Annotated in this window: 21 protein-coding genes and 1 pseudogene; 13 read left to right on the top strand and 9 right to left on the bottom strand. The window is 65.4% G+C overall.

Annotated features, from left to right (window positions below):
• Positions 1 to 129: 129 nt before the first annotated feature.
• Positions 130 to 603: a transcription elongation factor GreA gene (gene greA, locus PD284_RS09985; RefSeq protein ID WP_274628048.1), complete on the top strand. Its 474-nt coding sequence runs from the start codon at positions 130 to 132 to the stop codon at positions 601 to 603.
• 68 nt (positions 604 to 671) lie between these two features.
• A complete protein-coding gene (locus PD284_RS09990; protein WP_411956262.1) occupies positions 672 to 1,712 on the top strand; it encodes a glycosyltransferase family 4 protein in 1,041 nt (346 codons plus the stop codon).
• Between the two features lie 34 nt (positions 1,713 to 1,746).
• Here PD284_RS09990 and PD284_RS09995 read toward each other — a convergent pair whose 3' ends face one another.
• Entirely contained in the window at positions 1,747 to 2,550 is an 804-nt protein-coding gene (locus PD284_RS09995) for a glycosyltransferase family 2 protein (protein ID WP_274628050.1), read from the bottom strand.
• Positions 2,551 to 2,660: 110 nt separating this feature from the next.
• Positions 2,661 to 3,131 carry an Lrp/AsnC family transcriptional regulator gene (locus PD284_RS10000; RefSeq protein ID WP_274628051.1) on the bottom strand — a complete coding sequence of 157 codons (471 nt, stop codon included), beginning with the start codon at positions 3,129 to 3,131 and terminating at the stop codon, positions 2,661 to 2,663.
• Between the two features lie 209 nt (positions 3,132 to 3,340).
• Here PD284_RS10000 and trxB point away from each other — a divergent pair, with 209 nt between their 5' ends.
• Both trxB and PD284_RS10010 read left to right on the top strand, forming a co-directional pair.
• Positions 3,341 to 4,315 (top strand): thioredoxin-disulfide reductase, encoded by a 975-nt coding sequence (gene trxB / locus PD284_RS10005; protein WP_274628052.1) that lies wholly within the window; start codon positions 3,341 to 3,343, stop codon positions 4,313 to 4,315.
• A 35-nt stretch (positions 4,316 to 4,350) separates the two neighbouring features.
• Positions 4,351 to 5,247, top strand: coding sequence for a LysR family transcriptional regulator (locus PD284_RS10010; protein WP_274628053.1), 897 nt, complete (start codon positions 4,351 to 4,353; stop codon positions 5,245 to 5,247).
• A gap of 319 nt (positions 5,248 to 5,566) precedes the next feature.
• On the opposite strand, the gene msrP is transcribed toward PD284_RS10010, so the two are convergent.
• The 3 genes from msrP to PD284_RS10025 form a co-directional block, all read right to left on the bottom strand.
• Positions 5,567 to 6,532, bottom strand: a complete 966-nt coding sequence (gene msrP / locus PD284_RS10015; RefSeq protein WP_274628054.1) for a protein-methionine-sulfoxide reductase catalytic subunit MsrP — start codon at positions 6,530 to 6,532, stop codon at positions 5,567 to 5,569.
• A gap of 219 nt (positions 6,533 to 6,751) precedes the next feature.
• A complete protein-coding gene (locus PD284_RS10020) occupies positions 6,752 to 8,800 on the bottom strand; it encodes an elongation factor G (protein WP_274628055.1) in 2,049 nt (682 codons plus the stop codon).
• Between the two features lie 199 nt (positions 8,801 to 8,999).
• Positions 9,000 to 10,202, bottom strand: a complete 1,203-nt coding sequence (locus tag PD284_RS10025) for a pyridoxal phosphate-dependent aminotransferase (RefSeq protein WP_274628056.1) — start codon at positions 10,200 to 10,202, stop codon at positions 9,000 to 9,002.
• Between the two features lie 202 nt (positions 10,203 to 10,404).
• Between PD284_RS10025 and PD284_RS10030 the strand changes: the two genes are divergently transcribed.
• Together PD284_RS10030 and PD284_RS10035 are read left to right on the top strand one after the other, a co-directional pair.
• Positions 10,405 to 11,301 (top strand): EAL domain-containing protein, encoded by an 897-nt coding sequence (locus tag PD284_RS10030; protein ID WP_274628057.1) that lies wholly within the window; start codon positions 10,405 to 10,407, stop codon positions 11,299 to 11,301.
• A gap of 38 nt (positions 11,302 to 11,339) precedes the next feature.
• A complete protein-coding gene (locus tag PD284_RS10035; protein ID WP_274628058.1) occupies positions 11,340 to 12,179 on the top strand; it encodes an EAL domain-containing protein in 840 nt (279 codons plus the stop codon).
• 152 nt (positions 12,180 to 12,331) lie between these two features.
• Here the strand turns inward: PD284_RS10035 and PD284_RS10040 are convergent, their stop codons facing one another.
• On the bottom strand, positions 12,332 to 13,348 hold the full coding sequence (locus PD284_RS10040; RefSeq protein ID WP_274628059.1) for an NAD(P)-dependent oxidoreductase: 1,017 nt from the start codon (positions 13,346 to 13,348) through the stop codon (positions 12,332 to 12,334).
• A 119-nt stretch (positions 13,349 to 13,467) separates the two neighbouring features.
• On the opposite strand from PD284_RS10040, the gene PD284_RS10045 reads away from it, so the two are divergent.
• Together PD284_RS10045 and PD284_RS10050 are read left to right on the top strand one after the other, a co-directional pair.
• A complete protein-coding gene (locus PD284_RS10045) occupies positions 13,468 to 13,776 on the top strand; it encodes a hypothetical protein (RefSeq protein WP_274628060.1) in 309 nt (102 codons plus the stop codon).
• A gap of 141 nt (positions 13,777 to 13,917) precedes the next feature.
• A complete protein-coding gene (locus PD284_RS10050) occupies positions 13,918 to 14,244 on the top strand; it encodes a hypothetical protein (RefSeq protein WP_274628061.1) in 327 nt (108 codons plus the stop codon).
• A 27-nt stretch (positions 14,245 to 14,271) separates the two neighbouring features.
• Here the strand turns inward: PD284_RS10050 and PD284_RS10055 are convergent, their stop codons facing one another.
• On the bottom strand, positions 14,272 to 14,817 hold the full coding sequence (locus PD284_RS10055) for a methylated-DNA--[protein]-cysteine S-methyltransferase (RefSeq protein WP_274628062.1): 546 nt from the start codon (positions 14,815 to 14,817) through the stop codon (positions 14,272 to 14,274).
• 240 nt (positions 14,818 to 15,057) lie between these two features.
• Between PD284_RS10055 and PD284_RS10060 the strand changes: the two genes are divergently transcribed.
• Entirely contained in the window at positions 15,058 to 15,972 is a 915-nt protein-coding gene (locus PD284_RS10060) for a lytic transglycosylase domain-containing protein (RefSeq protein WP_274628063.1), read from the top strand.
• Between the two features lie 43 nt (positions 15,973 to 16,015).
• Here the strand turns inward: PD284_RS10060 and PD284_RS10065 are convergent, their stop codons facing one another.
• Positions 16,016 to 16,345, bottom strand: a complete 330-nt coding sequence (locus PD284_RS10065; RefSeq protein WP_274628064.1) for a hypothetical protein — start codon at positions 16,343 to 16,345, stop codon at positions 16,016 to 16,018.
• 128 nt (positions 16,346 to 16,473) lie between these two features.
• Here PD284_RS10065 and PD284_RS10070 point away from each other — a divergent pair, with 128 nt between their 5' ends.
• From PD284_RS10070 to PD284_RS10080, 3 genes are all read left to right on the top strand, one after another.
• Entirely contained in the window at positions 16,474 to 16,968 is a 495-nt protein-coding gene (locus tag PD284_RS10070; protein ID WP_274628065.1) for a hypothetical protein, read from the top strand.
• Between the two features lie 108 nt (positions 16,969 to 17,076).
• Positions 17,077 to 17,514, top strand: coding sequence for a PPC domain-containing DNA-binding protein (locus PD284_RS10075; RefSeq protein WP_274628066.1), 438 nt, complete (start codon positions 17,077 to 17,079; stop codon positions 17,512 to 17,514).
• Between the two features lie 77 nt (positions 17,515 to 17,591).
• Complete coding sequence (locus tag PD284_RS10080) at positions 17,592 to 18,068, top strand: GFA family protein (protein WP_274628067.1); 477 nt, start codon at positions 17,592 to 17,594, stop codon at positions 18,066 to 18,068.
• 128 nt (positions 18,069 to 18,196) lie between these two features.
• On the opposite strand, the gene PD284_RS10085 is transcribed toward PD284_RS10080, so the two are convergent.
• Positions 18,197 to 18,859, bottom strand: coding sequence for a hypothetical protein (locus PD284_RS10085; RefSeq protein ID WP_274628068.1), 663 nt, complete (start codon positions 18,857 to 18,859; stop codon positions 18,197 to 18,199).
• 516 nt (positions 18,860 to 19,375) lie between these two features.
• Between PD284_RS10085 and PD284_RS10090 the strand changes: the two are divergent.
• Positions 19,376 to 20,521 (top strand): annotated as a pseudogene (locus PD284_RS10090) (ABC transporter ATP-binding protein/permease); the annotation flags it as partial.
• Positions 20,522 to 20,599 lie beyond the last annotated feature (78 nt).

Genomic DNA, 20,599 nt, shown 5'->3' on the forward strand with positions numbered 1-20,599 from the left:
CTGGATCGCTATATAATGGCGTAGAACATCAAAGCGGTTCCGCCAGTCGAGGCTGTCGGACCGTTTTCTTTTTGTATCTCGACGCTGCCGGACGTCCGGCAGCCGTGGATTTGGAAAGGCGAGAATGACATGAACAAGGTCCCGATGACCGCTCGGGGATTCGAGACGCTGAAGGAAGAACTGCGCTGGCGCCAACAGGAGGAGCGTCCTCGCATCATCGAGGCCATCGCCGAGGCACGCTCGCATGGCGACCTTTCCGAAAACGCGGAATATCACGCCGCCAAGGAACAGCAGAGCCTCAACGAGGGCCGCGTCAACGAACTCGAGGATTTCATTGCCCGCGCCGAGGTCATCGACGTCGGCAAGCTCAGCGGCGACCGCATCAAGTTCGGCGCGACGGTCGAGCTGGTTGATGAGGACACCGAGGAGACCAAGACCTACCAGATCGTGGGCGACCAGGAAGCCGACGTGAAGGCCGGTCGCATCTCCATCTCGTCTCCGATCGCCCGCGCCCTGATCGGCAAGGAGGTCGGCGAGTCGATCGAGGTCAACGCGCCGGGCGGCGCCCGCGGCTACGAGATCGTCAAAGTCCAGTTCGTGTGAAGAGCCCGGTCATGGCCGCGGAGTCTGGCGGCGGTCGCATCGAGTCAGCCGCCGGCGACCGCGTCGACATGGACGACATCGAGGTGGTCGCCCCGAACCTGAAGCGCCGGCTTTCCGGCGTCACCAGCACGATCATCCAGCTTGTGCCCGTCCAGGCAAGGTCGCTCGGCGTCGCGACGCTTGGCCCCGGCCTGCCTGGCGGTCTTCCCCATATGCGCTGGTGGCAGCTGCCGTCCCTGTTCAGGCGGCCCCACTCCAGGCGGCCGCGGATCTGGCACGCGCGCCGCAACGTGGAAATGATCGCCGGCCTGGTTCTGCGGCGCGTTCTGCGCGCGCCGCTCCGCTTGGTCTTCACCTCCGCGGCCCAGCGCCATCACAGGCCTTTCACCAAATGGCTGATCCGCCGCATGGACGCGGTGATCGCAACCAGCGCACGCTCCGGCAGCTTTCTCGAGGTTCCGCACACCGTCGTCATGCACGGCGTCGATCTTGTGAAGTTCCACCCCGCCACGGCCAGGGACGATACGTTCGCTGCCGCGGGCCTTCCCGGAAAATTCGCGATCGGGTGCTTCGGCCGCATCAGGCATCAGAAGGGCACGGATCTCTTTGTCGACGCCATGCTGGCGCTGCTGCCTCGCTATCCCGACTGGACCGCGGTGATCACGGGACGCGTCACCGTCGAGAACCAGGCGTTTCAGCGCGAACTGCAGCAGCGCATCGATGCGGCGGGCCTCACCGACCGGATCCGCTTCCTGGGCGAAGTGCCGGACGTTGCCGTGTGGTATCGGCGCGTGACGCTCTATGTCGCTCCCTCGCGGAACGAGGGCTTCGGCCTGACGCCGCTCGAAGCCATGGCTTCGGGCACGGCGGTGGTGGCCAGCGATGCGGGCGCCTTCGCGGAACTGGTCCAGCCCGGGCACACCGGTGCGGTGGCGCCGGCCGGCGATGGAGCGGCGCTCACGAACGCGATCGAGGCATATGTCGCCAACCCCGATCTCGCGCAGGCGCATGGCCGCAACGGCCTGGAAGTGGTGCGCGAGACGTTTCCCCTCGAACGCGAGGCGCGCGGCGTCTCAGAGGTCTACGATCAGGTTTGGGCGAGAGGCTGAAGGCGCGCGCAGCCTAAAGGACGGCGCCTGCCGCTTATTCCGGGGGAGCGTCCTTGCCGAGCGACAGCCGATGGAGCTTCGCTTCCGTCAGCAGCGCATATTCGGCGCGAAGCATCGAATGGATGATTCCTGCCCTCCCGCAGACGAAGTAGCGCTGGCCGACATAGGATTTTCCGAACTCCCATACCGCCAGGAATATCATGCGGAACGACCCGGTGCGCACGCCCCGCGCGTGCTTGTCGCGGGCCTTCAGCGTCGAGTACTTGTTCAGCACGGCGGACTCCGCCGCCACCGACATGTTCCGCTCGTGCATCAGCACGCCACGCTTCAGGCGCTGGGTGGGCCCGTCGCTCGACAGCGATTCGTGGACGGAGTGGCTCAGGTCGAAACGCGCCTTGCCCTTGCGCACCAGCCGCAGGAAAAAGCGGGCATGGACGATCGCCGGCGGGTAGCCATAGCCCGGCAGACGGTCGCGACGCCGCATCCAGTAGCCACACGTGGACGTGTCGCCGAGCGGCAAAGCGAGGATCTCCTGTAGCAGATCGTCGTCGACATACTCGTCGGCATCGAGGGAGAGGCACCAAGGGCCTTCGGTCTCGTCCATGGCGAACTGCTTCTGTCTGGCGTAACCCATCCATTCCTGCTCGATCAGCCGGATCGGCTGACCTTCCGCGATCATGGAACGGATGATCTCGAGCGTGCCGTCGGTGGAGCCGGAATCGACCACGACGATCTCGCGACAGAAGTTGAGACTTTCGAGGCAACGTCGAATCGTCGCGCTCTCGTCCTTGCAGATGACGAAGGCGGAGATCTCCGTCGTGGACTTCCGAACCTGCATTGGCCCCGTCAAGACTTTCGAATGAGTTGAGCCCCCAGGCCGCGTCCCCGATCGCTTTTCGCCGCATGCCACCGGCTTGCAGCCGAATTTGGGCAGGGGCGTGCCGGCGGTCAGATCGGCACGAGGCCTTCGTCCTTGACCGGCCGGATCGTCAGGGCGGTCCGAACCGTGTCGACGTTCGGCGCCGAGGTGAGCTCCTCGATGACGAAGGTCTGGAAGGCGGTCAAGTCCCTTGCAACGCAATGCAGCATGAAGTCGGATTCGCCCGATACCATCCACGCCTGGCGGACGATCGTCCAAGTGCGCGCCAGGTCCGCAAATGCCTTCAGTTCCGCCTCTGACTGATGGTGCAGGCCGACCAGGCAGAACGCCACCACGTCCAGGCCGAGCGCCGGCGCATTGAGGAGCGCCCGGTAGCCACGGATGATGCCCGTCTCCTCGAGCCACTTGACCCGGCGAAGGCACGGCGGGGCTGATATCCCGACGCGGCGCGATAATTCGACGTTCGACACGCGCCCCTCCTTCTGAAGTTCGCGCAGTATTTTCCAGTCGATGTCATCGAGATCGGCGGTGAATGGCATGAAGACCCTTGAAACACGGGAGAAGTGCGTTTCGCACATTCTCTAGTGCATGCGTCATTCGACCTCAACCAGTCACGTTCGACCTGTCCGCATCGGCAAGCCGTGGTTGGGGAGGACACAACTCGCCGCCTTGCAGGGGTGGGGGGCAGCACATAGATTGTACGGGATTTACGAACGCCGCGTTCGCCGCACCCTCAGAAAGTTTCGCAATGATCGCCAGACACGTTCCCGTCGTCGTTATAGGCTCAGGCCCCGCAGGCTACACGGCGGCGATCTATGCGGCGCGCGCCATGCTGAAGCCCGTGCTGATCGCCGGCCTCCAGCAGGGCGGACAGCTGACGATCACCACCGATGTCGAGAACTATCCGGGATTCGCCGATCCGATCCAGGGGCCCTGGCTCATGGAGCAGATGCTCAAGCAGGCGGAACATGTCGGCACCGAAGTGGTCAACGATCTCGTCACCGAGGTCAACCTCAACGTCAGGCCATTTCGGATCAAGTGCGATTCGGGTCAGGAGTTTTCGGCAGATGCGCTGATCGTGGCGACTGGCGCCCAGGCGAAATGGCTGGGCATTCCCAGCGAGCAGACTTTCATGGGCTTCGGCGTTTCGGCCTGCGCAACCTGTGACGGCTTCTTCTATCGCGGCAAGGATGTCGTGGTCGTCGGCGGCGGAAACACGGCGGTTGAAGAGGCCCTCTATCTCTCCAATCTCGCCAGGAGCGTGACGGTCATCCATCGTCGCGACGAATTCCGGGCCGAGCGGATCCTGCAGGAGCGACTGGCCAAGAAGGAGAACATCAAGGTGATGTGGGATACGGTGGTCGACGAGATCGTCGGCGAGCCGGCCAAGCACCCGATGCCGCCTTCGGTCAGCGGGTTGAAGCTCCGGAACATCAAGACGGGCGAGGTCACCGAGTTCAAGACGGACGGTCTTTTCGTGGCCATCGGCCATGCGCCGGCGGTCGATCTCTTCGTCGGCAAGCTCAAGCAGAAGCCCAACGGGTATCTGTGGACCGCCCCCGATTCGACCAGAACCGACGTTCCGGGCGTCTTCGCGGCGGGCGATGTGACCGACGACGTTTACAGGCAGGCCGTCACGGCGGCAGGCCTCGGGTGCATGGCGGCGCTCGAAGCGGAGAAGTACCTGGCGGAAATGGAGATGCACCGCGAAGCTGCGGAATAAGACCGGCGCCAAACCGAAAAAGACGAGGGGAACTGATGGCACTGGACTGGGATAAGTTGCGCGTGTTTCACGCGGCGGCGGAGGCTGGCTCCTTCACCCATGCGGCCGAAAAGCTGAGATTGTCGCAGTCGGCCATCTCACGGCAGGTCAGCGCCCTGGAGCAGGACGTCGGCGTGCCGCTCTTCCACCGGCACGCCCGCGGCCTGGTCCTGACGGAACAGGGGGAGATACTATTCCGGACCGCCCACGACGTGCTGATGAAGCTCGAGAACGTCAAGTCCTTGCTCTCCGAGACCAAGGACCGTCCGTCCGGCGTGCTCAAGGTCACGACGACCGTGGGACTGGGCGCAGGCTGGCTGACCGAGCGGATCCCGGAGTTTCTGGAGCTTTATCCCGACATCCAGTTGCAGCTGATCCTCGCCAACGAGGAACTGGATCTGGTCATGCGGCAGGCCGATTGCGCGATCCGGCTGAGGCAGCCGCAGCAGCCGGATCTGATCCAGCGCCGCCTTTTCACCGTGCACTTCCATCTTTACGCCGCGCCTTCCTACATCGCAAAATACGGCAAGCCCGACGCCATCGGCGAGTTGAAGCATCATCGGATCGTGACATTCGGCGAACCGGTGCCGGCGCATCTTTCCGAGCTCAACTGGCTTGAATCGGTCGGCGACTTCGAAGGCGGAAAGCGAATCGCCACGCTGCAGATCAACGACATCCTGTCGATCAAGCGCGCTGTTCAGCGCGGAGCGGGCGTCGCCATGCTGCCGGATTATATCGTCGAGAAAGATTCGGGGCTGGTGCAACTGCTGCCGGAAACCGAGGTGCCCTCGTTCGACACCTATTTTGCATACCCGGATGCGATGAAGAATCAGGCCAAGCTGCATGCCTTCCGTGACTTCGTTCTCGCGAAGGCGCGGAATTGGGCATATTAATCAGAGCCTTGGCTATTTTCGCTGCATCGCAGCAAGCGCAGTACTTTTTGCATGGGTGGAATGCAAACAAGCTGCTTGTTTCTTGGGCAAGGGTCGCCCATATAACAATCATCTCCTGGGCGCGTTCCTCCTCCCATTGGCGCCCGGTGAGTGTTCCCCTCTGGAGGTTTCGCCTTTACAGGCACTTCCATAACTAGCCGGATCATTTGATCCGGCTTTTTTTTCGCCTGGATTCCTGCGGCCGTCGCCGGGAGAGTCGTTTCAGCGGCCCTCGGGCGGCCCGGCGAACGCTTCTGCTCCCTCTCGGCGGGCGACATCCTCACATGTAGAGCGGTTCGCTCTCCAGCCCGGCATAAAGGCCGGCCACTTCCGCGCCGTAGCCGTTGAAGATGTGCGTGGGGATCATCTCGCCGGTGTCGATCACGCGCTCGTGCGCCTGGCTCCAGCGCGGATGCGACACGTCGGGGTTCACGTTGGCCCAGAAGCCGTACTCGCTGGACTGCAGGGCTTCCCACAGGCCCACCGGACGCTCCTCGACGAAGGAAATCTTCCTGATCGACTTGATCGACTTGAAGCCATACTTCCATGGCAGGTGCAGCCTGATCGGCGCGCCGAACTGCTTACCCAGGGGCTTGTCGTAGGCGCCGGTCACCATGAAGGCGAGGTCGTGGCCGGCCTCCTGGATGGTGACGCCCTCCACATAGGGCCAAGGATAGAGGAAATTGTCCTGGCCCGGCGCCATCTCCGGATCGAGGAAGGTCTCGAAGCGGACGTATTTTGCGGACCCGAGGGGCTTCGCCAGCGCCACCAGCGACTTCAGCGGAAAGCCTACCCACGGCACGGTCATGGACCAAGCCTCCACGCAGCGGTGGCGATAGAGCCGTGTCTCCAGGGGTATCTTGCGGACGAGGTCGTCGAAGGCGATGGTGAACGGCGCCTCCACCTGTCCATCGATGGCGATCTCCCAAGGTCTCGTCTTCAGCTGCTGCGCCGCTTCCGCGATCTCCTTGAAGGTGCCGTACTCATAAAAGTTGTTGTAGTTGCCGCTGATCGTTTCGGGCGTCAGCGCCCGGTCGATCGTGTAGGCCTCGTTGCGCTTCGCGGGATAGAGGTCTGCCGTGGGATCGGCGTCCTGCGCCAGGGCAGGGGCGGGGAGCAATCCGCTCAGTCCCGCCAGGCCCATGCCGAAGCCTTGTAGTATCCGGCGACGGTCGAGGAAGACTGCCTCGGGTGTCGCCCGCGACTCGAGTATCGCCCATGACGGTCGGCGATGGATCGCAACCATGTTCACTCTCCCAATGTCGGCGCTTCGCCGGCTTGCCCGGTGCGAAGCGCCAAAGCCGCCGGCCTTCGCCGCGATGTCGCTCCGCACCAGAACAAACGTTATCGCAGCCCGCAAGTTTCCCGCCTGCTCACAGACCGGCAAACTTGCGGCAGAGCGCGCGCTTCTGACGTCGAGCGTCGGTCCGGGGGCAAAATCTGAGCGCCCCCCTGCGCCGCTCTCCTAGGCTGCCTTGGTGTTCGCGTTCATCACCTCGTCGGCCAGTCGCCCGGTCAGTTCCGCCATATGGTCGAAGCTCGACTCAAAGGTGGCGACGCCGGCCGTCGCCGAGCGCAGCTCCACGATGAGGTTGCCGATCTCCGACTGCGGCATGGTCGCCTCGACCACATCCCAGCCCGGCCAGCCGGGACGCGCGTCATAGCCCAGGATCTGGCCGCGCCGCTGCGGCACGATGCCGGTGATCTTGGCCGTGGCGTCCGACGGGGTGAAGATGCGGACCTTCATGATCGGCTCGAGCAGCACCGGCGAACAGGCGGCCATGCCCTCCTTCATGCCCACCTTGGCGGCCATCTGGAACGCCATGTCGGACGAGTCGACCGTATGATAGGAGCCGTCCGACAGGTTCACCGCGATGTCGACGACCGGAAATCCGAGCGGTCCGGTCTTCAGGAAGTCGCGCACCCCGGCCTCGACCGAGGGAATGTACTGCTTCGGCACGACGCCGCCGGTGATGGTGTCGGTGAACTGGAAGCCCGAGCCGCGCGGCAGCGGCTTGATTTCGATGACCACGTCGCCGAACTGGCCGTGGCCGCCCGACTGCTTCTTGTGGCGGCCCCGCTGCTGCGTGCCCTTGCGGATCGTCTCGCGATAGGGAACGCCGGGCGACCGCGAGACGATGGGGATCTGGTATTTGCCCTCGAGACGCTCGGCGGTGACCCTCAGGTGCATCTCGCCATGGCCGGAGATCACCGTGTCGCCGCTGTCCTGGTGGTGCACCGCCAGCGACGGATCCTCGTCCGCGATGCGCTGCATGGCGGAGGAGAGCTTGACGTCGTCCTTGCGCTCCTTGGGACGGAGTGCGACCGAGAACACCGGCTGCGGCGTCTTGAGCTCGAACAGCGGCTTGACGTCGCCCTTGGCCGACGTCAGCGTGGCGCCGGTCCTCGCATCGTCCAGCTTCCCCAGCGCGACCGTGTCGCCGGCGCTGGCGGAGGCGACCTTCTGCTGCTCCTTGCCGAGCATCCTGTAGATGCCGGACACCTTCACCATGCCGCCGCCGGCGATGTTCAGCTCCGCCGCCTCGGCCACGCTGCCGGAAAGCACGCGCGAGATGGACAGCTTGCCGCCGTGCGGCGTGTGGATCGTCTTCATGACCTGGACGACGGTCGAGGCGCCGCTGGGGACGCCCAGCCGCGTGCGGGTCGCCTCGACGTCCGGCGCATCGTGGCGGATCGTCTTGAGCAGCCGCAGCACGCCGTTGCCCTTCTCGGCCGTCCCGATCAGCACCGGCACGACCAGGCCCTCGCGAAGGTCGGCCGAGAGGTCATCGAACACCTCGTCGCGCGGCGGCTCCTTTTCTTCGAGGAGCTGTTCCATGAGGAGGTCGTCATGGTCAGCCAGCGTCTCCAGCATCGAGAAGCGGGCCTCCACCTCGCGCGCCTTCTCGTCGTCCGGGATCTCCGTCACTTCGCTTTCGGCGAACTCGCGCCAGACATAGGCGCGCTCCAGCGCGAGGTCGATCGAGCCAACGACCGCCTCGCCCTTCCGCAGGGGGATCTGGCGCAGCAGCAGGGGCGCTGCGCTGGTCGGCTGCAGCATCTTCAGCGTGTCGCGCACGCCGGCGTCCGACTTGTCGATCTTGTTCAGGAAAAGGATGCGGGGAATGCCGATGTCGTCCAGCTTGCGCATGATCAGCTGCAGCGCGGGCACCTTCTTGGGATCGGCCTCGGCGACGACGACGGCAATGTCCGACGCCACCAGGATGGCGTCCGCCTCGGTGGCGAATTCGATCGAGCCCGGGCAGTCGACGAACGTCATGCTTTCGCCCATGAAATCGACGGTCGCCGCGGTCGCCTCGACGCTCATGGCGTGGGCGCGCGCCTCGGCCGAATGGTCGCCGACCGAACTGCCTGAAGAAACTGCGTTTTGACGGGGGATGGCGCCGACACGCGCCAGAATGGCTTCAAGAAGGGTGGTTTTTCCGCTCGCGAAGGGACCGACAATGGCGACGCATTTCGGTCCCGTACGCCTTCCTCCGGCGCGACTTCCCATGACTGACCTCCACTCTGGCGTTCGCATAGAGCGGCGGCCGGCCTCCTCCGGCCGTCGCGGGTGCAGCCGGTGGCCGCTCCCGAGGAGCATGGAAACATGGGCAGGGGAGGAGGGCAAGGCCGAATTGCCGGGTGAGCGCGGTCAAAAAAGAAGCCCGGCGCGATGGCCGGGCTTGAAGGGCGAATGATCTGCGAGCGCTTCAGGTGAGCGAGGCCGTGAACCGCTGGATGCGGATGCAGGCCTCCTCCAGGAGAGCCTCGGAGGTCGCGTAGGAAATACGGAAGTTCGGGCCGAGGCCGAAGGCGGATCCGTGCACCACGGCGACGCCTTCCGCTTCCAGCAGTTCGCTGACGAAATCCTCGTCGGTCTCGATCACCTTGCCTGCCTGGGTCTCCCGACCGATGACGCCGGCGCAGGACGGGTACACGTAGAACGCCCCCTCCGGCGTCGGGCAGGAGATGCCCTTGGCCTGGTTCAGCATGGACACCACGAGATCGCGGCGCGCCTGGAAGATCGCCTTGTTCCTGGTGATGAAGTCCTGCGGACCGTTGAGCGCCTCGACGGAAGCCCATTGCGCGATCGTGCATGCGCCCGAGGTCTGCTGGCCCTGGATCATGTCCATCGCCTTGATCAGCGGCAGCGGGCCGGCGGCATAGCCGATGCGCCATCCGGTCATCGCATAGGCCTTCGAAACGCCGTTCATGGTCAGCGTGCGGTCATAGAGTGCCGGCTCTACTTCGGCCAGCGTCTTGAAGACGAAGTCGCCATAGGTCAGGTGCTCGTACATGTCGTCGGTCAGCGTCCAGACATGCGGATGCCTGAGCAGCACGTCTGCGATGGCGCGCAGCTCGGCTTGCGTGTAGGCAGCGCCCGACGGGTTCGACGGCGAGTTCATCACCAGCCACTTGGTCTTCGGCGTGATCGCCTTCTCGAGCGCCTCAGCGGTCAGCTTGAAACCGTTGGCGATCGATGTCTCCGCATAGACCGGGGTGCCGCCGCAGATCGCCACCATCTCCGGATAGCTGACCCAGTACGGACGCGGGATGATGACCTCGTCGCCCGGGTTCATGGTGGCCATGAAGGCGTTGAACAGGATCTGCTTGCCGCCGGTCGCGACGATCGTCTGCTCCGGCTTGTAGTCGAGGTTGTTCTCGCGCTTGAATTTCTGCGCGATCGCCTCGCGCAGCGGGGCGATGCCCGACACCGGCGGATACTTCGTCTCGCCGCGACGGATAGCCTCGATCGCCGCATTCTTGATGTTGTCGGGCGTGTCGAAATCCGGCTCGCCAGCTCCCAGCCCGATCACATCGCGGCCTTTCGCTTTCAGCTCGCGTGCTTTCTGCGTGACCGCGATAGTCGCGGAAGGCTTTACGCGCGAAAGGACGTCGGCAAGAAAGGCCATCGTTTTTGAAGCTCCGGTTAGGCCGCCCCAGCGGCGGCGCGTCTTAATGTCCGATCGCTCGCAGAATCGCAAGCACCGCGTCTTGACGCACACTGCAAAGCATCGCCGGATGGCGCAAACGATCCCCAATTAACGAAGAGTAAATGTCTGGATGTGACAGTGGCTTCATTTTGCCGGGGGGCCCGGCCAGAAGGATTTTTTGATGACGCGAAGCGTCGCTCTTGCGCATCTCGTTCGTCAGGACGACGGCCTCGCGGAAGGAGTGTGGGCAGGCCACCGGCTTTGCAGCGCCTTTCAGCCCATCTACAGCTTCCGTGGTGAAAAGCTCGAGATAACGGCCTATGAGGGATTGCTGCGCGCATATCGCGGCGACGAACCCATTCCGCCGATGGCGTTTTTCGCAAGCATTCCGGATCTCGACCGTTTGCATGTCGAGACGCTGACGCGCACGCTCCACCTGCTCAACGCTGCGGTGTGCCTTGAGGAAACCGCCTCGGTCTTCGTCAACTTCAACCCCGCCGTCTTCACGGATCGCTCCGTTGCCGACATCGCATTGCGCGACATGCGCCTCGTCCTCCATGAGGCGGGCATCGATCCGACCCGGGTCGTTTGCGAGGTGACCGAACAGAAGCTAGCCTCCGCTGACGCGCTCCTGAAGTTCATCGAGGCGCTGCGCCTCGGCGGCTTTCGAATCGCCGTCGACGACTACGGCGCCGACGATTCCGACATCGCGCGCGTCACCGAACTGAAACCGGATATTGTTAAGTTCGATGCGAGATGGATCTCGCGCCTGATGGAGTCCAGTCCGGGCTATTCGCTGCTGTCGACCATGGTGGCCTCGTTCGAGAGCCGTGGCATCTGCACCGTTTTCGAAGGCATCGAGGAGGCCTGGCAGATCGACCTCGCCGCCCGGGCGGGGGCTTCGATGCTGCAGGGCTTTGCGCTTGCGCGTCCGGCGCTGGCCGCCGTGCGCGGCGAGCGGGCCTCCCATAGCCTGCAATATGGGCAGCCCGGGGCCGTCGAGCCGGAGGTGCCTGTATCGCATGCTGCCCGTGTGGACAGGCAGGCAGAACGCATATTTGGAAAACGAAACCTGTAGTACTTGTAGTAACCTGTAGTAAGACGAGTCCCCTAGTTATGAGTTTGTCCTCCCTGCTTGATGCCGTCCTCGCCGACGAGGTTGGCATAGAAACCGGCATTTACGACGGTCATCGACTGAAAAGCGCGTACCAGCCGGTTTATGCGCCGTTCGGCGACCACTTGCGGATCGTTGCGGTCGACGCAGCGACGATTGCACAACGCGAGGGCATTGCCGTCGACCTGCAGGCGCTGCTGGCTTCGGGCGATCCGATTGATCCGGGGTTCCTGGCCGGGCTCGCGCAACTGCTGCATGTCGACAATTATCGCCATGTGTCGGTGCCGGACTGCGACCTCGTCCTTGAGCACGACGTGTCGCAGAACCGCCGCCTGTTCGAGGCGCTGGATGAGGCAGGTCGTCAGGCCGAGGCGATGGACGAACCCGTTCTCGAAGCCAGCCGTGTGATCTGCCGCGTCGGCAATCCTGCCGCCCTCGGCGATGATTGCGTGCGCTTGCTGGAGGAGTTGCGTGCAGCCGGTTTCCGGCTTTCGGTCGACCTTTTCGATGGCGTGCTGGAGGATCCGAAGCAACGGCCGCGCTTCACGCCCGACATTGCAGAGATCGACGGCGCCTGGCTGGCGAAGATCGCGCACGAGTCTGCCGCCGCAAGATTGCTGAAACCGCTTGCCGCAGCCTACAAGCGCGAAGGCATGGGCGTGTTCATTCGTGGAATTTCCAGCGTCGAACAGCTTCGGTTGGCCGTCGACGCCGGAGCCGACTACCTGGCAGGCGATTTCCTCAGCCCTCCGGCGCTGGTCGGAACCGTCATCGACGAACAGCCGAAGCCGATGGATGGCGTGTGGGGGCGACCGGACGACATAGTGCAGTTTCGCGCTTAGAGCGCAGCGCTTCCGATTGGACGCGCGGAGTGCCTTCTATCTCCTGAGGGACGCACCATGCTTTCCGAAAATCGATTGCGATTTTCGGGCCGATGCTCTCGGCGCGGCCACGCCCGTCGAACAACGGACGGGCGCGGCGTCCAAATCCTGGCTCAGTGCTTTTCGCCGGTCAGCGAAACGCCGTTGGCAGCCGCGACGAAGTCGGAGAGCGTCGGCACGAAATCTTCGCCCTTGCCGGCGTTTACCGCCATGGCGAAGGAGTTGCGCACGGCCGCGCCCATCGGATTGGCAGCGCCCGACGCGTTGGCGAATGCGGACAGATAGGTCATGTCCTTCAGGGCGTTGCGCAAGGTGAAGCGGTGCGCGTTGGGGTCGCGATCCAGAACCCACTGGAAGAACGTGCGGTAGAACGGGCTGTCCATGCGGCCATCGCGGATCACCGCGTCGAAGGTCTTCGGGGTCAACCCCGCCTTGCTGCCGAGGGTCAGCGCCTCGGAATAGAGCGCGGCGTATCCCATCGCGAGGAAATTGTTCAGCAGCTTCATCGTGTGGCCGCTGCCGACCGGGCCGGTGTGCACGATGCGGGCGGCGAAGGTCTCCAGGATCGGCTTCACCCGCTGGAAGTCTTCATCGCTGCCGCCGCACATCACGTCGAGCGTACCGGCCTCGGCGTCCTTCGGCGTGCGCGATAGCGGGGCGTCGAGCAGGGTGATGCCCCCTTGCGACAGCTCCGACGCCAGCGCGATCGTGGAGGACGGGTCGGAGGTCGAGCAGTCTATGATGGTGATCGGCTTGCCGGCGGTCGCCAGCCCGTCAGCTCCGCCGACGAGCGCTTCGACCTGTGGACTGCCTGTCACGCAAATGACCACGACATCGCAGCGCTCCGCAAGATCCCGCGCCGAGGCCGCCTCGTCGGCCCCGAGCTCCACGAGGCTGTCGACGGGAGCCCGGTTGCGGTGGCCGAGGACCGTGAGCGGGAAGCCCTTGGCAATCACGTTCCGGGCCATGCCATGACCCATCAGGCCGAGGCCGATGAAACCTACCTTCGCTTTCGTCATGTCTGCTCCCTTCGCTTGCGCCGGGCGACACCATAACAGGCCGGTCGGAATCGTCACCCGGCCGTTTGCGGGCAAGGCCTGGCGGCGCGTGCACGAGCGATCCGCACGCATACGATGCAACAGTTCCGGGAAGCATCCGCAGCCGTGTATCGTTCATCTGGAACGGGAGCGTGCGCGCCGGACGGACCCGCCTTGTGATGAAGCCGGCTCAACTGACGGGAACCATCGTCATGAAGGCGATTTACGTTTCGCTAGGCCTGATCCTGATTTCATCCAGCGCCCAAGCAATAGAGCGCTATACATCTACAAGCATGACCTGCGCCCGTGTGAAGGCAGCCATCAATGCGGACGGTGCGGCGATCATGCGCTATACTTCGACGCGTGTTGCAGGCCTGCCGCTCTATGGCAAATATGTGCGCAACGGCAACTTCTGCGATCGGGGGGAGGCGACCGAGCGCGCCTACATCCCCGCGTCCGATACGAGGTCCTGTCCTGTCTGGGAATGCAAGCGCATCGAGAACATCCCGAAAGACAGGTAGCCGCCTGCCACGAAACCTTGAAAGCCGCCCGAAACCCGGAACGCATGGTGTTCGTTCATGTATAGTGTTCGCTAATATGATGGAGGATCGCAGTTACGGTTCCTCCTGCACGGACCTGGAAAGACAACAGGAACGACTGCCATGAAGACGGTTCTTGCAGCATTGTGCCTGATGCTCGTTGCCTCGGAGGCGTCGGCGATCGAGCGCTACAACTCCAGCCGGATGAACTGCTCCCGAGTCCAAGCGACGATAAACGCCGACGGCGCCGCCATCATGCGCTACCCGTCGAAGTTCACACCCGGCTTGCAGCTCTACGGGCGCTATGTGCGCCACGGCGGCTTCTGCACGGCTGGCGAGTACGCCGAGCGCGTCTTCATCACCGCATCGGACACGCGGTCGTGCCCCGTGCGGGAATGCAAGCGCATCGAGGTTGACGACGACTTCCCGTTCATCCTGAGGCATGACTGAGCGGCGCACCAGCCGCTTCGGTCCGCCTCAGAATGCGAACGAGGCCTGTGCCTTCGGGGGCGGCCCGACGGCGACGCCCTCCATTGCCAGCAGCTTCTCCTTGGTGGTCGATCCGCCCGGCGCGGAGAAGCCACCGATCTTGTTGCCGGCGGCAAGGATGCGGTGGCAGGGTACGATGATCGGCACGGGATTGCGGCCGAGCGCGGCCCCGGCTTCGCGGGCCAGCCCAGCATGGCCGGCGGCCGTGGCAAGCCCGCCATAGGTGGTGGTCACGCCGAAGCTGAGCTTGCGCGCCGCCTCGTAGATCGCGAGCTGGAAATCGTCCGCGCCGGCGAGGTCCACCGCGACGTCGCCGAACTCCATCGCCTCGCCGGCGGCATAGCGCTTTACCTTGTCAATGACCGCAAGGATCTCTGCCGGCGGCGGTGAGGGCAGGGCGCCCGTCGCGGCGAGCTTGCGTTCCATCGCGTCGCGGTCGCGCTGGGGCAGCAGCAGGCGCGCGATCCCGCGCTCGCTCCATGCGACGCCGATCCAGCCGATCGCCGTTTCGAAGAGATGATAGGAGAGGGACATATCGCTTTCCTCCTGGGGCCGGCAGTTTACCGCAGCAAGAGTACAGATCAAGAACATCGATGCATCGGGACGTCATCATCCTGCCAAATGATAGGCGGTTGCTGGCGCGTTTCGACACCCGAAACCCATCTTCTGCGCAGGGCAGTTAGACCGGAGCCATTCATTGCTTAACGCAAGGTTGCCCAAATCAGCATGCTGGGCTAATGAGACTCCTCCTGTCGCAACGGAGAGTGCGAAGCATTGGCGGCTTCCAAGCCATTCATTCTTGCGGGCGTTCTGCTCGCAGGCGCCGCCCTGTCGGCCTGCACGTCGACGGCCGAGAACAGCGCGGCCAGCCTTTCGATGACGTCGGTCGCGGCCTATCCGATGCTTCCCGAAGCCATCAACATCGTGCCTGCCGTCACTGACGGCGACGACATGCCGGCAGGCAGCATCGCGGAAGCGACCGTGCTGGTGCCGGCGATTGCCGTGGCGGCGGTGGAAACCGACGCCGGCGACGTCTCTGCAGCGGGCGACGTCACCGAGGCAGGCGTCGCGGCAGCGGCGGTCGCCGCCGCCCCTGAAACGCCCGAACTGCCGGCCACCGTCCAGCTCGCCAGCGCGACGCCGCAGGACGCGGCGCTGCCGGGCGTCGTGCCCGCCTCCTATTCCGGGCCGACCCCGAATTCGCCGCTGGCCGCGAGCGTTTTCGACGACAGCCCGCCCGCCGCCGCACAGCGCCCCACGGTCCATGCGCCGGAGGGTCGCATGGGTCCCGACACCGTGGGCGCGCGCAGCCCCGAACTCGACCAGCTGATGGCGCAGTATGCGCAGCACTACGACGTGCCGGAGGAACTGGTGCGCAACGTTGCCAGGCGCGAGAGCACGTTCAACCCCAAGGCCCGCAACGGCCCGTACTGGGGCCTGATGCAGATCCGCCACGACACCGCGAGGGGCATGGGCTACCGCGGCGACGCAACGGGCCTGCTCGACGCCGAGACAAACCTGAAATACGCCGTGCGCTATCTGCGCGGGGCCTGGCTGGTCGCCAAGGGCAATATCGGGCTCGCCGACAGGCTTTACCAGCGCGGCTACTACTACGACGCCAAGCGCGCCGGGCTGCTGGACGAGACCGGGCTCGGCAAGGACCGCCGGCGGCGGATGCCGCAGTCTTGATTTGACTGGACTGACCTGCCTCGCCTGACATCCGCCCCAGCGCTCAGATGTCCGGCGCATTCCCGATCCGCTCCTTCAGATCCTTCGCCCAGGCGCGACCCTCGTCGCCGCCCCACAGCAGCCAGGCGACATAGCCGGCCGACGGGTTCTCCTCGTTGCCGAAATTTCTGGCGCGCTTGTCGACCTCGTGTCGGGCGAAGAAGCTGACCATGCGCTTTATCGTGTGCGGCGAGAGCGCGGCGCGGCTCACCAACTCCTCCGCCCGCGCCACGCCGACCTCGGTGCCGCCGCGCCTGAATTTTGCGCGCAGCGCCAGTCCCTTGGCGGCGTTCCTGGCGACGATCTCGGGCGGGCGGAAATCGATCTCGTCCATCAAGCACGTCTCCAATCGCGAAAAGTGAAGCGGTCCGCTTTGCATGGCGTTTACCTTTCGAGCAAGGCCGGCCGGAAAAGAAGTGCGCGATTACCGGTGCTTAACCAGCGGCGGCGTTGTTGCGAGCGATGACCAAGAAGCCTGCCAAGACCGTGCCTGCCGCATCCTCCAAGACGCCTCCCGGGACAAAGAAATCCAAACTGAAGCTCATCCTGCTCGCCGGCGCGCCGCTGGCGCTGGCAGCCGGCGGCTATGGCGGCTGGACTTTTTATGGCGGCGCGTGGGCCGGCGGCGGCGAGGCGGCCACGGACGCTGCCAGCGTCGCCGCAATCCCTCCGGAAGTAGCGGCCGAAACGTCCTTCACATACTCCTTCGCGCTGTCGGAGTTCTTGAAACGCGAATGCGGCGCAGTGCGCGTGGCGGCCCTGGAAGCGGCGAGCGCCGAGGAGGCCAGGGCGGACGGTACGCTCGTCAACCTTGCGTGGATGGCGGCCAACCGGCGGATGGATACGATCACCGAAATATCCTGCTCCCGCATGCTGATCGAGGTCCGCGAGGCGAACGCGCAGGCCGCGGCGCAGGCCGCGGAAGCGGGCAAGGACAAGGCGAAGGCGACGCACTAGGAGCGCGCCCAGAACCGTCGCGCGTGGCGCTGCGACCTGCCGTCCCATCATCCTCCGGAACCCGCCTGCGCCGGGCGGGTTCTGTCTCCTTGAAGCAAGGAGACTGACATGAAATCGAAGCTGTTGGCTGAAGGCGACCACGGGCGCACCTTCGTCGTGGTGCTGGACCCCGGCGAGGAAGCGTTCGGCGCGATCCGCGCCTTCGCGACGCAGGAGGGCATCGACGGCGCGCAGGTGACGGCGATCGGCGCCTTCTCCAGCGCTGTGGTCGGCTTCTTCGAGCCGGCGCGGAAGGAGTACCGCCGCATCCCGGTCGACCAGCAGGCGGAAGTGCTGTCGGCGCTGGGCGACATCGCTGCCGGCGACGACGGCGCGCCCAGCCTCCACCTCCACGTCGTGCTCGGGCTCTCCGACGGCTCCTGCCGGGGCGGGCACCTGCTCGAAGCCCGCGTCAGCCCGACGCTGGAACTGATCGTGACCGAGACGCCGAAGGGTTTTCGTCGCCGACGGCGCGAGGAGATGGGGGTGGCGCTGGTGGATGTGTGACCGCGCAGGGGCTTTTTCTCTCGCGGGAGGCGAGATAGCTTGCGCTGCTGCAACCGCGCCACCGACGAGGATTGTCCATGCCGCAGACCATTCCGCTTCCCCTCGACGGGTCGTGCCGCTGCGGCCGGGTCAAGATCCGCCTGACGCAACCCCCGATCTGCACCGCCGCCTGCCATTGCCGCGGCTGCCAGAAGATGGCGTCTTCGGCCTATTCGCTGACCGCCATGGTTCCGGCCGACGGTTTTGAGGTGACCAGCGGCGAGACCGTGATCGGCGGCCTGCACGGCGATGCCCTCCACCACCATTTTTGCGGGCACTGCATGACGTGGATGTTCACGCGGCCGGTCGGCATGGGTTTTGTCAATGTGCGGCCGACCATGTTCGACGAAACGGCCTGGTTCCGGCCCTACATGGAGACATTTGCCAGCACAAAGCTGCCCTTTGCCGAGACCGGGGCGGTGCGGAGTTTTGGCGAATTCCCGGCGATGGCGGAGATCGAGGGGCTGCTGGCGGGGTATGCGGCGTGGGTCGAGGCCGAGCGCCCTCCCGCCTGACCGGGGCGCAGCCGCCGGCGCGGGCGACCGCCGCCGGCCGCCCGTCCAATAACCTTCTTCGATAGCATCGCGCCGTCATGACGTGTCGCGGCGCTCCAGCGCCGTCAGGGCCAGCCAGTGCGTGTCGTTCAGCACCTCGTGGACAGCATGGACGGGGCTTTTTCCGCGCCAGCCGGGCGGGCGGCCGGGGCGCAGCGGCCAGGGGCGTCGCAGGCGGTGACGTCGATCGTCCGGCTGGCCTTCTGCGCCCGCCCCCTTGCCTGCCAGCGCGCAAAGCGCCGGGCGGCGCGCGGCAGGTCGTCAAGCGCCGCTGCCACGGCCCGGAGCCTGAGACGCAGGCGCGCGGCATCGATCGGGTCGTTCGGCGACAGCGGGCGGCGCGGTGTCACGGCAAAGGGTTTTGTCGCGCCGCCGGGCACGGAGATGCGCGGCACGCCGGCTGCGGCCGGACGCCGGGGCTGACGTCTGAAAAGCGGTCGGCGTAATCGGTCGAACAGCGCCAGCGACAGTCTTTCTCGAGTGCGGGCGGGGGCATTGGACGGGGAAGCCGGCGGCGTCGGGAGGCCGGCCGGAGGCCAGGGGCGCGCTTTGCGCGCTGGCGGCGCAGGCAAGGTGTGCGCCAGCGCGATGACCAGCCGCCGCGCGGCCGCTTCGGCTGGCCTGAGCAGCCTGAGCACGGCGCGATGCAGACAGCGCGGCAGCGTATCCGCGTCGGCCGCCATGGCGACGAGCCCGGCAAGGATAACCTTTAGCGCCTCGCGCTGGCGCGCAATCGCCCCGTTCCAGTCCACCGCCGCCTCCTTCGCTCGATCAAACGGCGGCGGGAGTGTCGCATGGGTGGGAGCTGATAGGAATAATGTCCTTTGAAGACTGCTGACACAGGGTGACAAAGGGGGAGGCGGGAAATCGCCTGGAAGGTTTCCCCGACGGACCCCCACCCCTTACCCCTCCCCACAAGGGGGAGGGGGACGTGCCTGCCGCCGCGCCCGGCCAACATCATCACGTTTCGCGCCGAATGAAGCGGCGGAGGGTTTCCACTCCCGCTTTGGGCCGAGGGGTTTGGGCGCGGAGGTCCGTCCGGGCTCGGCGGCGTCCCCCTCCCCGTTGTGGGGAGGGGTTCGGGGTGGGGGTACCCTTTTCAAGCGCTTGCGCTCAGCGGGACGGTCGCTGGCAACGCTGCAGTCGGGGCGATCCGCACGGCTCGGGGGCAAAGCGGGGGTTTCATCCCGCCGCCGCCGTCCCATATTGCCATCGTCGCCCTCGCTTGGCGGCAGGGGTGGCCGCGCGGACAGCAGGGAGCCTGGCTGATGGCGGACGAGACGAAAGGCGAGGCCGTCGGCGCGGAAGCCGGGGGCAACTGGACCGGGCAAGCGGCGACCAAGGCTCCGGGAGGGGCCGGCGGCCGGCCGGACGACGACAGCCTTCGCGCCCAGTCGGCGATGATGTGGCACGCCTTCCTCGGCTCGCCGGTGCGCAACGTGCTGATCCTGATCTCCTTCGGCATCTTTGCCCTGATCGTCGCCACCGCCTTCGGGCAGGTGCTGCTCAACCGCTGGAACCAGCCATTTTACGACGCCATCGAGAAGCGCAACCTGCCGGGCTTCCTGCACCAGCTCGTCGTCTTCGCGGAGCTCGCGGCCGGCCTGCTCGTGCTCAACGTGGCGCAGGGCTGGCTGAACCGCCTCCTGCACATCAAGCTGCGCGAGGGGCTGGTGCGCGACCTGTTCGACGAATGGCTGCACCCGCGCCGCGCGCTGCGCCTGAAGAAGTTGGGCGAGATCAGCATCAACCCGGACCAGCGCCTGCACGAGGACGCCTGGCATCTCGCCGACCTCACGGCCGATCTCGGCATCGGGCTGGTGCAGTCGACGGTGCTGCTGTTGAGCTTCGTCGGCGTGCTGTGGGCGCTCTCGGAGGGCTTTGTCTTCCACTATGGCGGCTACAGCTTCGCCATCCCCGGCTACATGGTGTGGGCGGCGATGGTCTACGCCGGCGCCGCCTCGTGGCTCTCATGGCTGATCGGCAGGCCGCTGGTCCGGCTCAACGCCGACCACTATGCCCGCGAGGCGGAGATGCGCGTGGCGCTGGTGCACGCCAACCAGAACATCGAGGAGATCACGCGAACCGGCGGCGAGGCCGCGGAAAAACGCCGGCTGCTGCACAACCTCGAGGCGGCCCTGCTCGCGACCCGGCGCATCATGACCGCGGCCGTGCGCCTGCAGTGGTTCACGGCGGGCTATGGCTGGCTGACGGTGGTGGCGCCGATCGTGATCGCCGCCCCGGTCTATTTCGCCGGCGACATCACTTTCGGCGGCCTGATGATGGCCGCCGCCGCCTTCACCCAGGTGCACTCCGCGCTGCGCTGGTTCGTCGACAATATCGGCGCAATCGCCGACTGGCGCGCCACGCTGCTGCGCGTGGCGTCGTTCAGGCTGGCGCTGGTGCGGATGGATGGGTGAGGGGGGTGTGCCTTGTGTAAGTCTATGTTCCCCTGCAAGGGACGGCTGGATGACGGTGAGGCTAGGCCCGAC

This window comes from Mesorhizobium shangrilense (genome assembly GCF_028826155.1).
Classification (GTDB): Bacteria; Pseudomonadota; Alphaproteobacteria; order Rhizobiales; family Rhizobiaceae; genus Arvimicrobium; species Arvimicrobium flavum.

What these genes read in the sequence shown, in the direction of transcription:
- greA (WP_274628048.1), top strand. Translation starts at nt 130, where the DNA reads ATGAACAAGGTCCCGATGACCGCTCGGGGATTCGAGACGCTGAAGGAA.
- PD284_RS09990 (WP_411956262.1), top strand. Translation starts at nt 672, where the DNA reads ATGGACGACATCGAGGTGGTCGCCCCGAACCTGAAGCGCCGGCTTTCC.
- PD284_RS09995 (WP_274628050.1), bottom strand. Translation starts at nt 2,550, where the DNA reads ATGCAGGTTCGGAAGTCCACGACGGAGATCTCCGCCTTCGTCATCTGC.
- PD284_RS10000 (WP_274628051.1), bottom strand. Translation starts at nt 3,131, where the DNA reads ATGCCATTCACCGCCGATCTCGATGACATCGACTGGAAAATACTGCGC.
- trxB (WP_274628052.1), top strand. Translation starts at nt 3,341, where the DNA reads ATGATCGCCAGACACGTTCCCGTCGTCGTTATAGGCTCAGGCCCCGCA.
- PD284_RS10010 (WP_274628053.1), top strand. Translation starts at nt 4,351, where the DNA reads ATGGCACTGGACTGGGATAAGTTGCGCGTGTTTCACGCGGCGGCGGAG.
- msrP (WP_274628054.1), bottom strand. Translation starts at nt 6,532, where the DNA reads ATGGTTGCGATCCATCGCCGACCGTCATGGGCGATACTCGAGTCGCGG.
- PD284_RS10020 (WP_274628055.1), bottom strand. Translation starts at nt 8,800, where the DNA reads ATGGGAAGTCGCGCCGGAGGAAGGCGTACGGGACCGAAATGCGTCGCC.
- PD284_RS10025 (WP_274628056.1), bottom strand. Translation starts at nt 10,202, where the DNA reads ATGGCCTTTCTTGCCGACGTCCTTTCGCGCGTAAAGCCTTCCGCGACT.
- PD284_RS10030 (WP_274628057.1), top strand. Translation starts at nt 10,405, where the DNA reads ATGACGCGAAGCGTCGCTCTTGCGCATCTCGTTCGTCAGGACGACGGC.
- PD284_RS10035 (WP_274628058.1), top strand. Translation starts at nt 11,340, where the DNA reads ATGAGTTTGTCCTCCCTGCTTGATGCCGTCCTCGCCGACGAGGTTGGC.
- PD284_RS10040 (WP_274628059.1), bottom strand. Translation starts at nt 13,348, where the DNA reads ATGCGTGCGGATCGCTCGTGCACGCGCCGCCAGGCCTTGCCCGCAAAC.
- PD284_RS10045 (WP_274628060.1), top strand. Translation starts at nt 13,468, where the DNA reads ATGAAGGCGATTTACGTTTCGCTAGGCCTGATCCTGATTTCATCCAGC.
- PD284_RS10050 (WP_274628061.1), top strand. Translation starts at nt 13,918, where the DNA reads ATGAAGACGGTTCTTGCAGCATTGTGCCTGATGCTCGTTGCCTCGGAG.
- PD284_RS10055 (WP_274628062.1), bottom strand. Translation starts at nt 14,817, where the DNA reads ATGTCCCTCTCCTATCATCTCTTCGAAACGGCGATCGGCTGGATCGGC.
- PD284_RS10065 (WP_274628064.1), bottom strand. Translation starts at nt 16,345, where the DNA reads ATGGACGAGATCGATTTCCGCCCGCCCGAGATCGTCGCCAGGAACGCC.
- PD284_RS10070 (WP_274628065.1), top strand. Translation starts at nt 16,474, where the DNA reads ATGACCAAGAAGCCTGCCAAGACCGTGCCTGCCGCATCCTCCAAGACG.
- PD284_RS10075 (WP_274628066.1), top strand. Translation starts at nt 17,077, where the DNA reads ATGAAATCGAAGCTGTTGGCTGAAGGCGACCACGGGCGCACCTTCGTC.
- PD284_RS10080 (WP_274628067.1), top strand. Translation starts at nt 17,592, where the DNA reads ATGCCGCAGACCATTCCGCTTCCCCTCGACGGGTCGTGCCGCTGCGGC.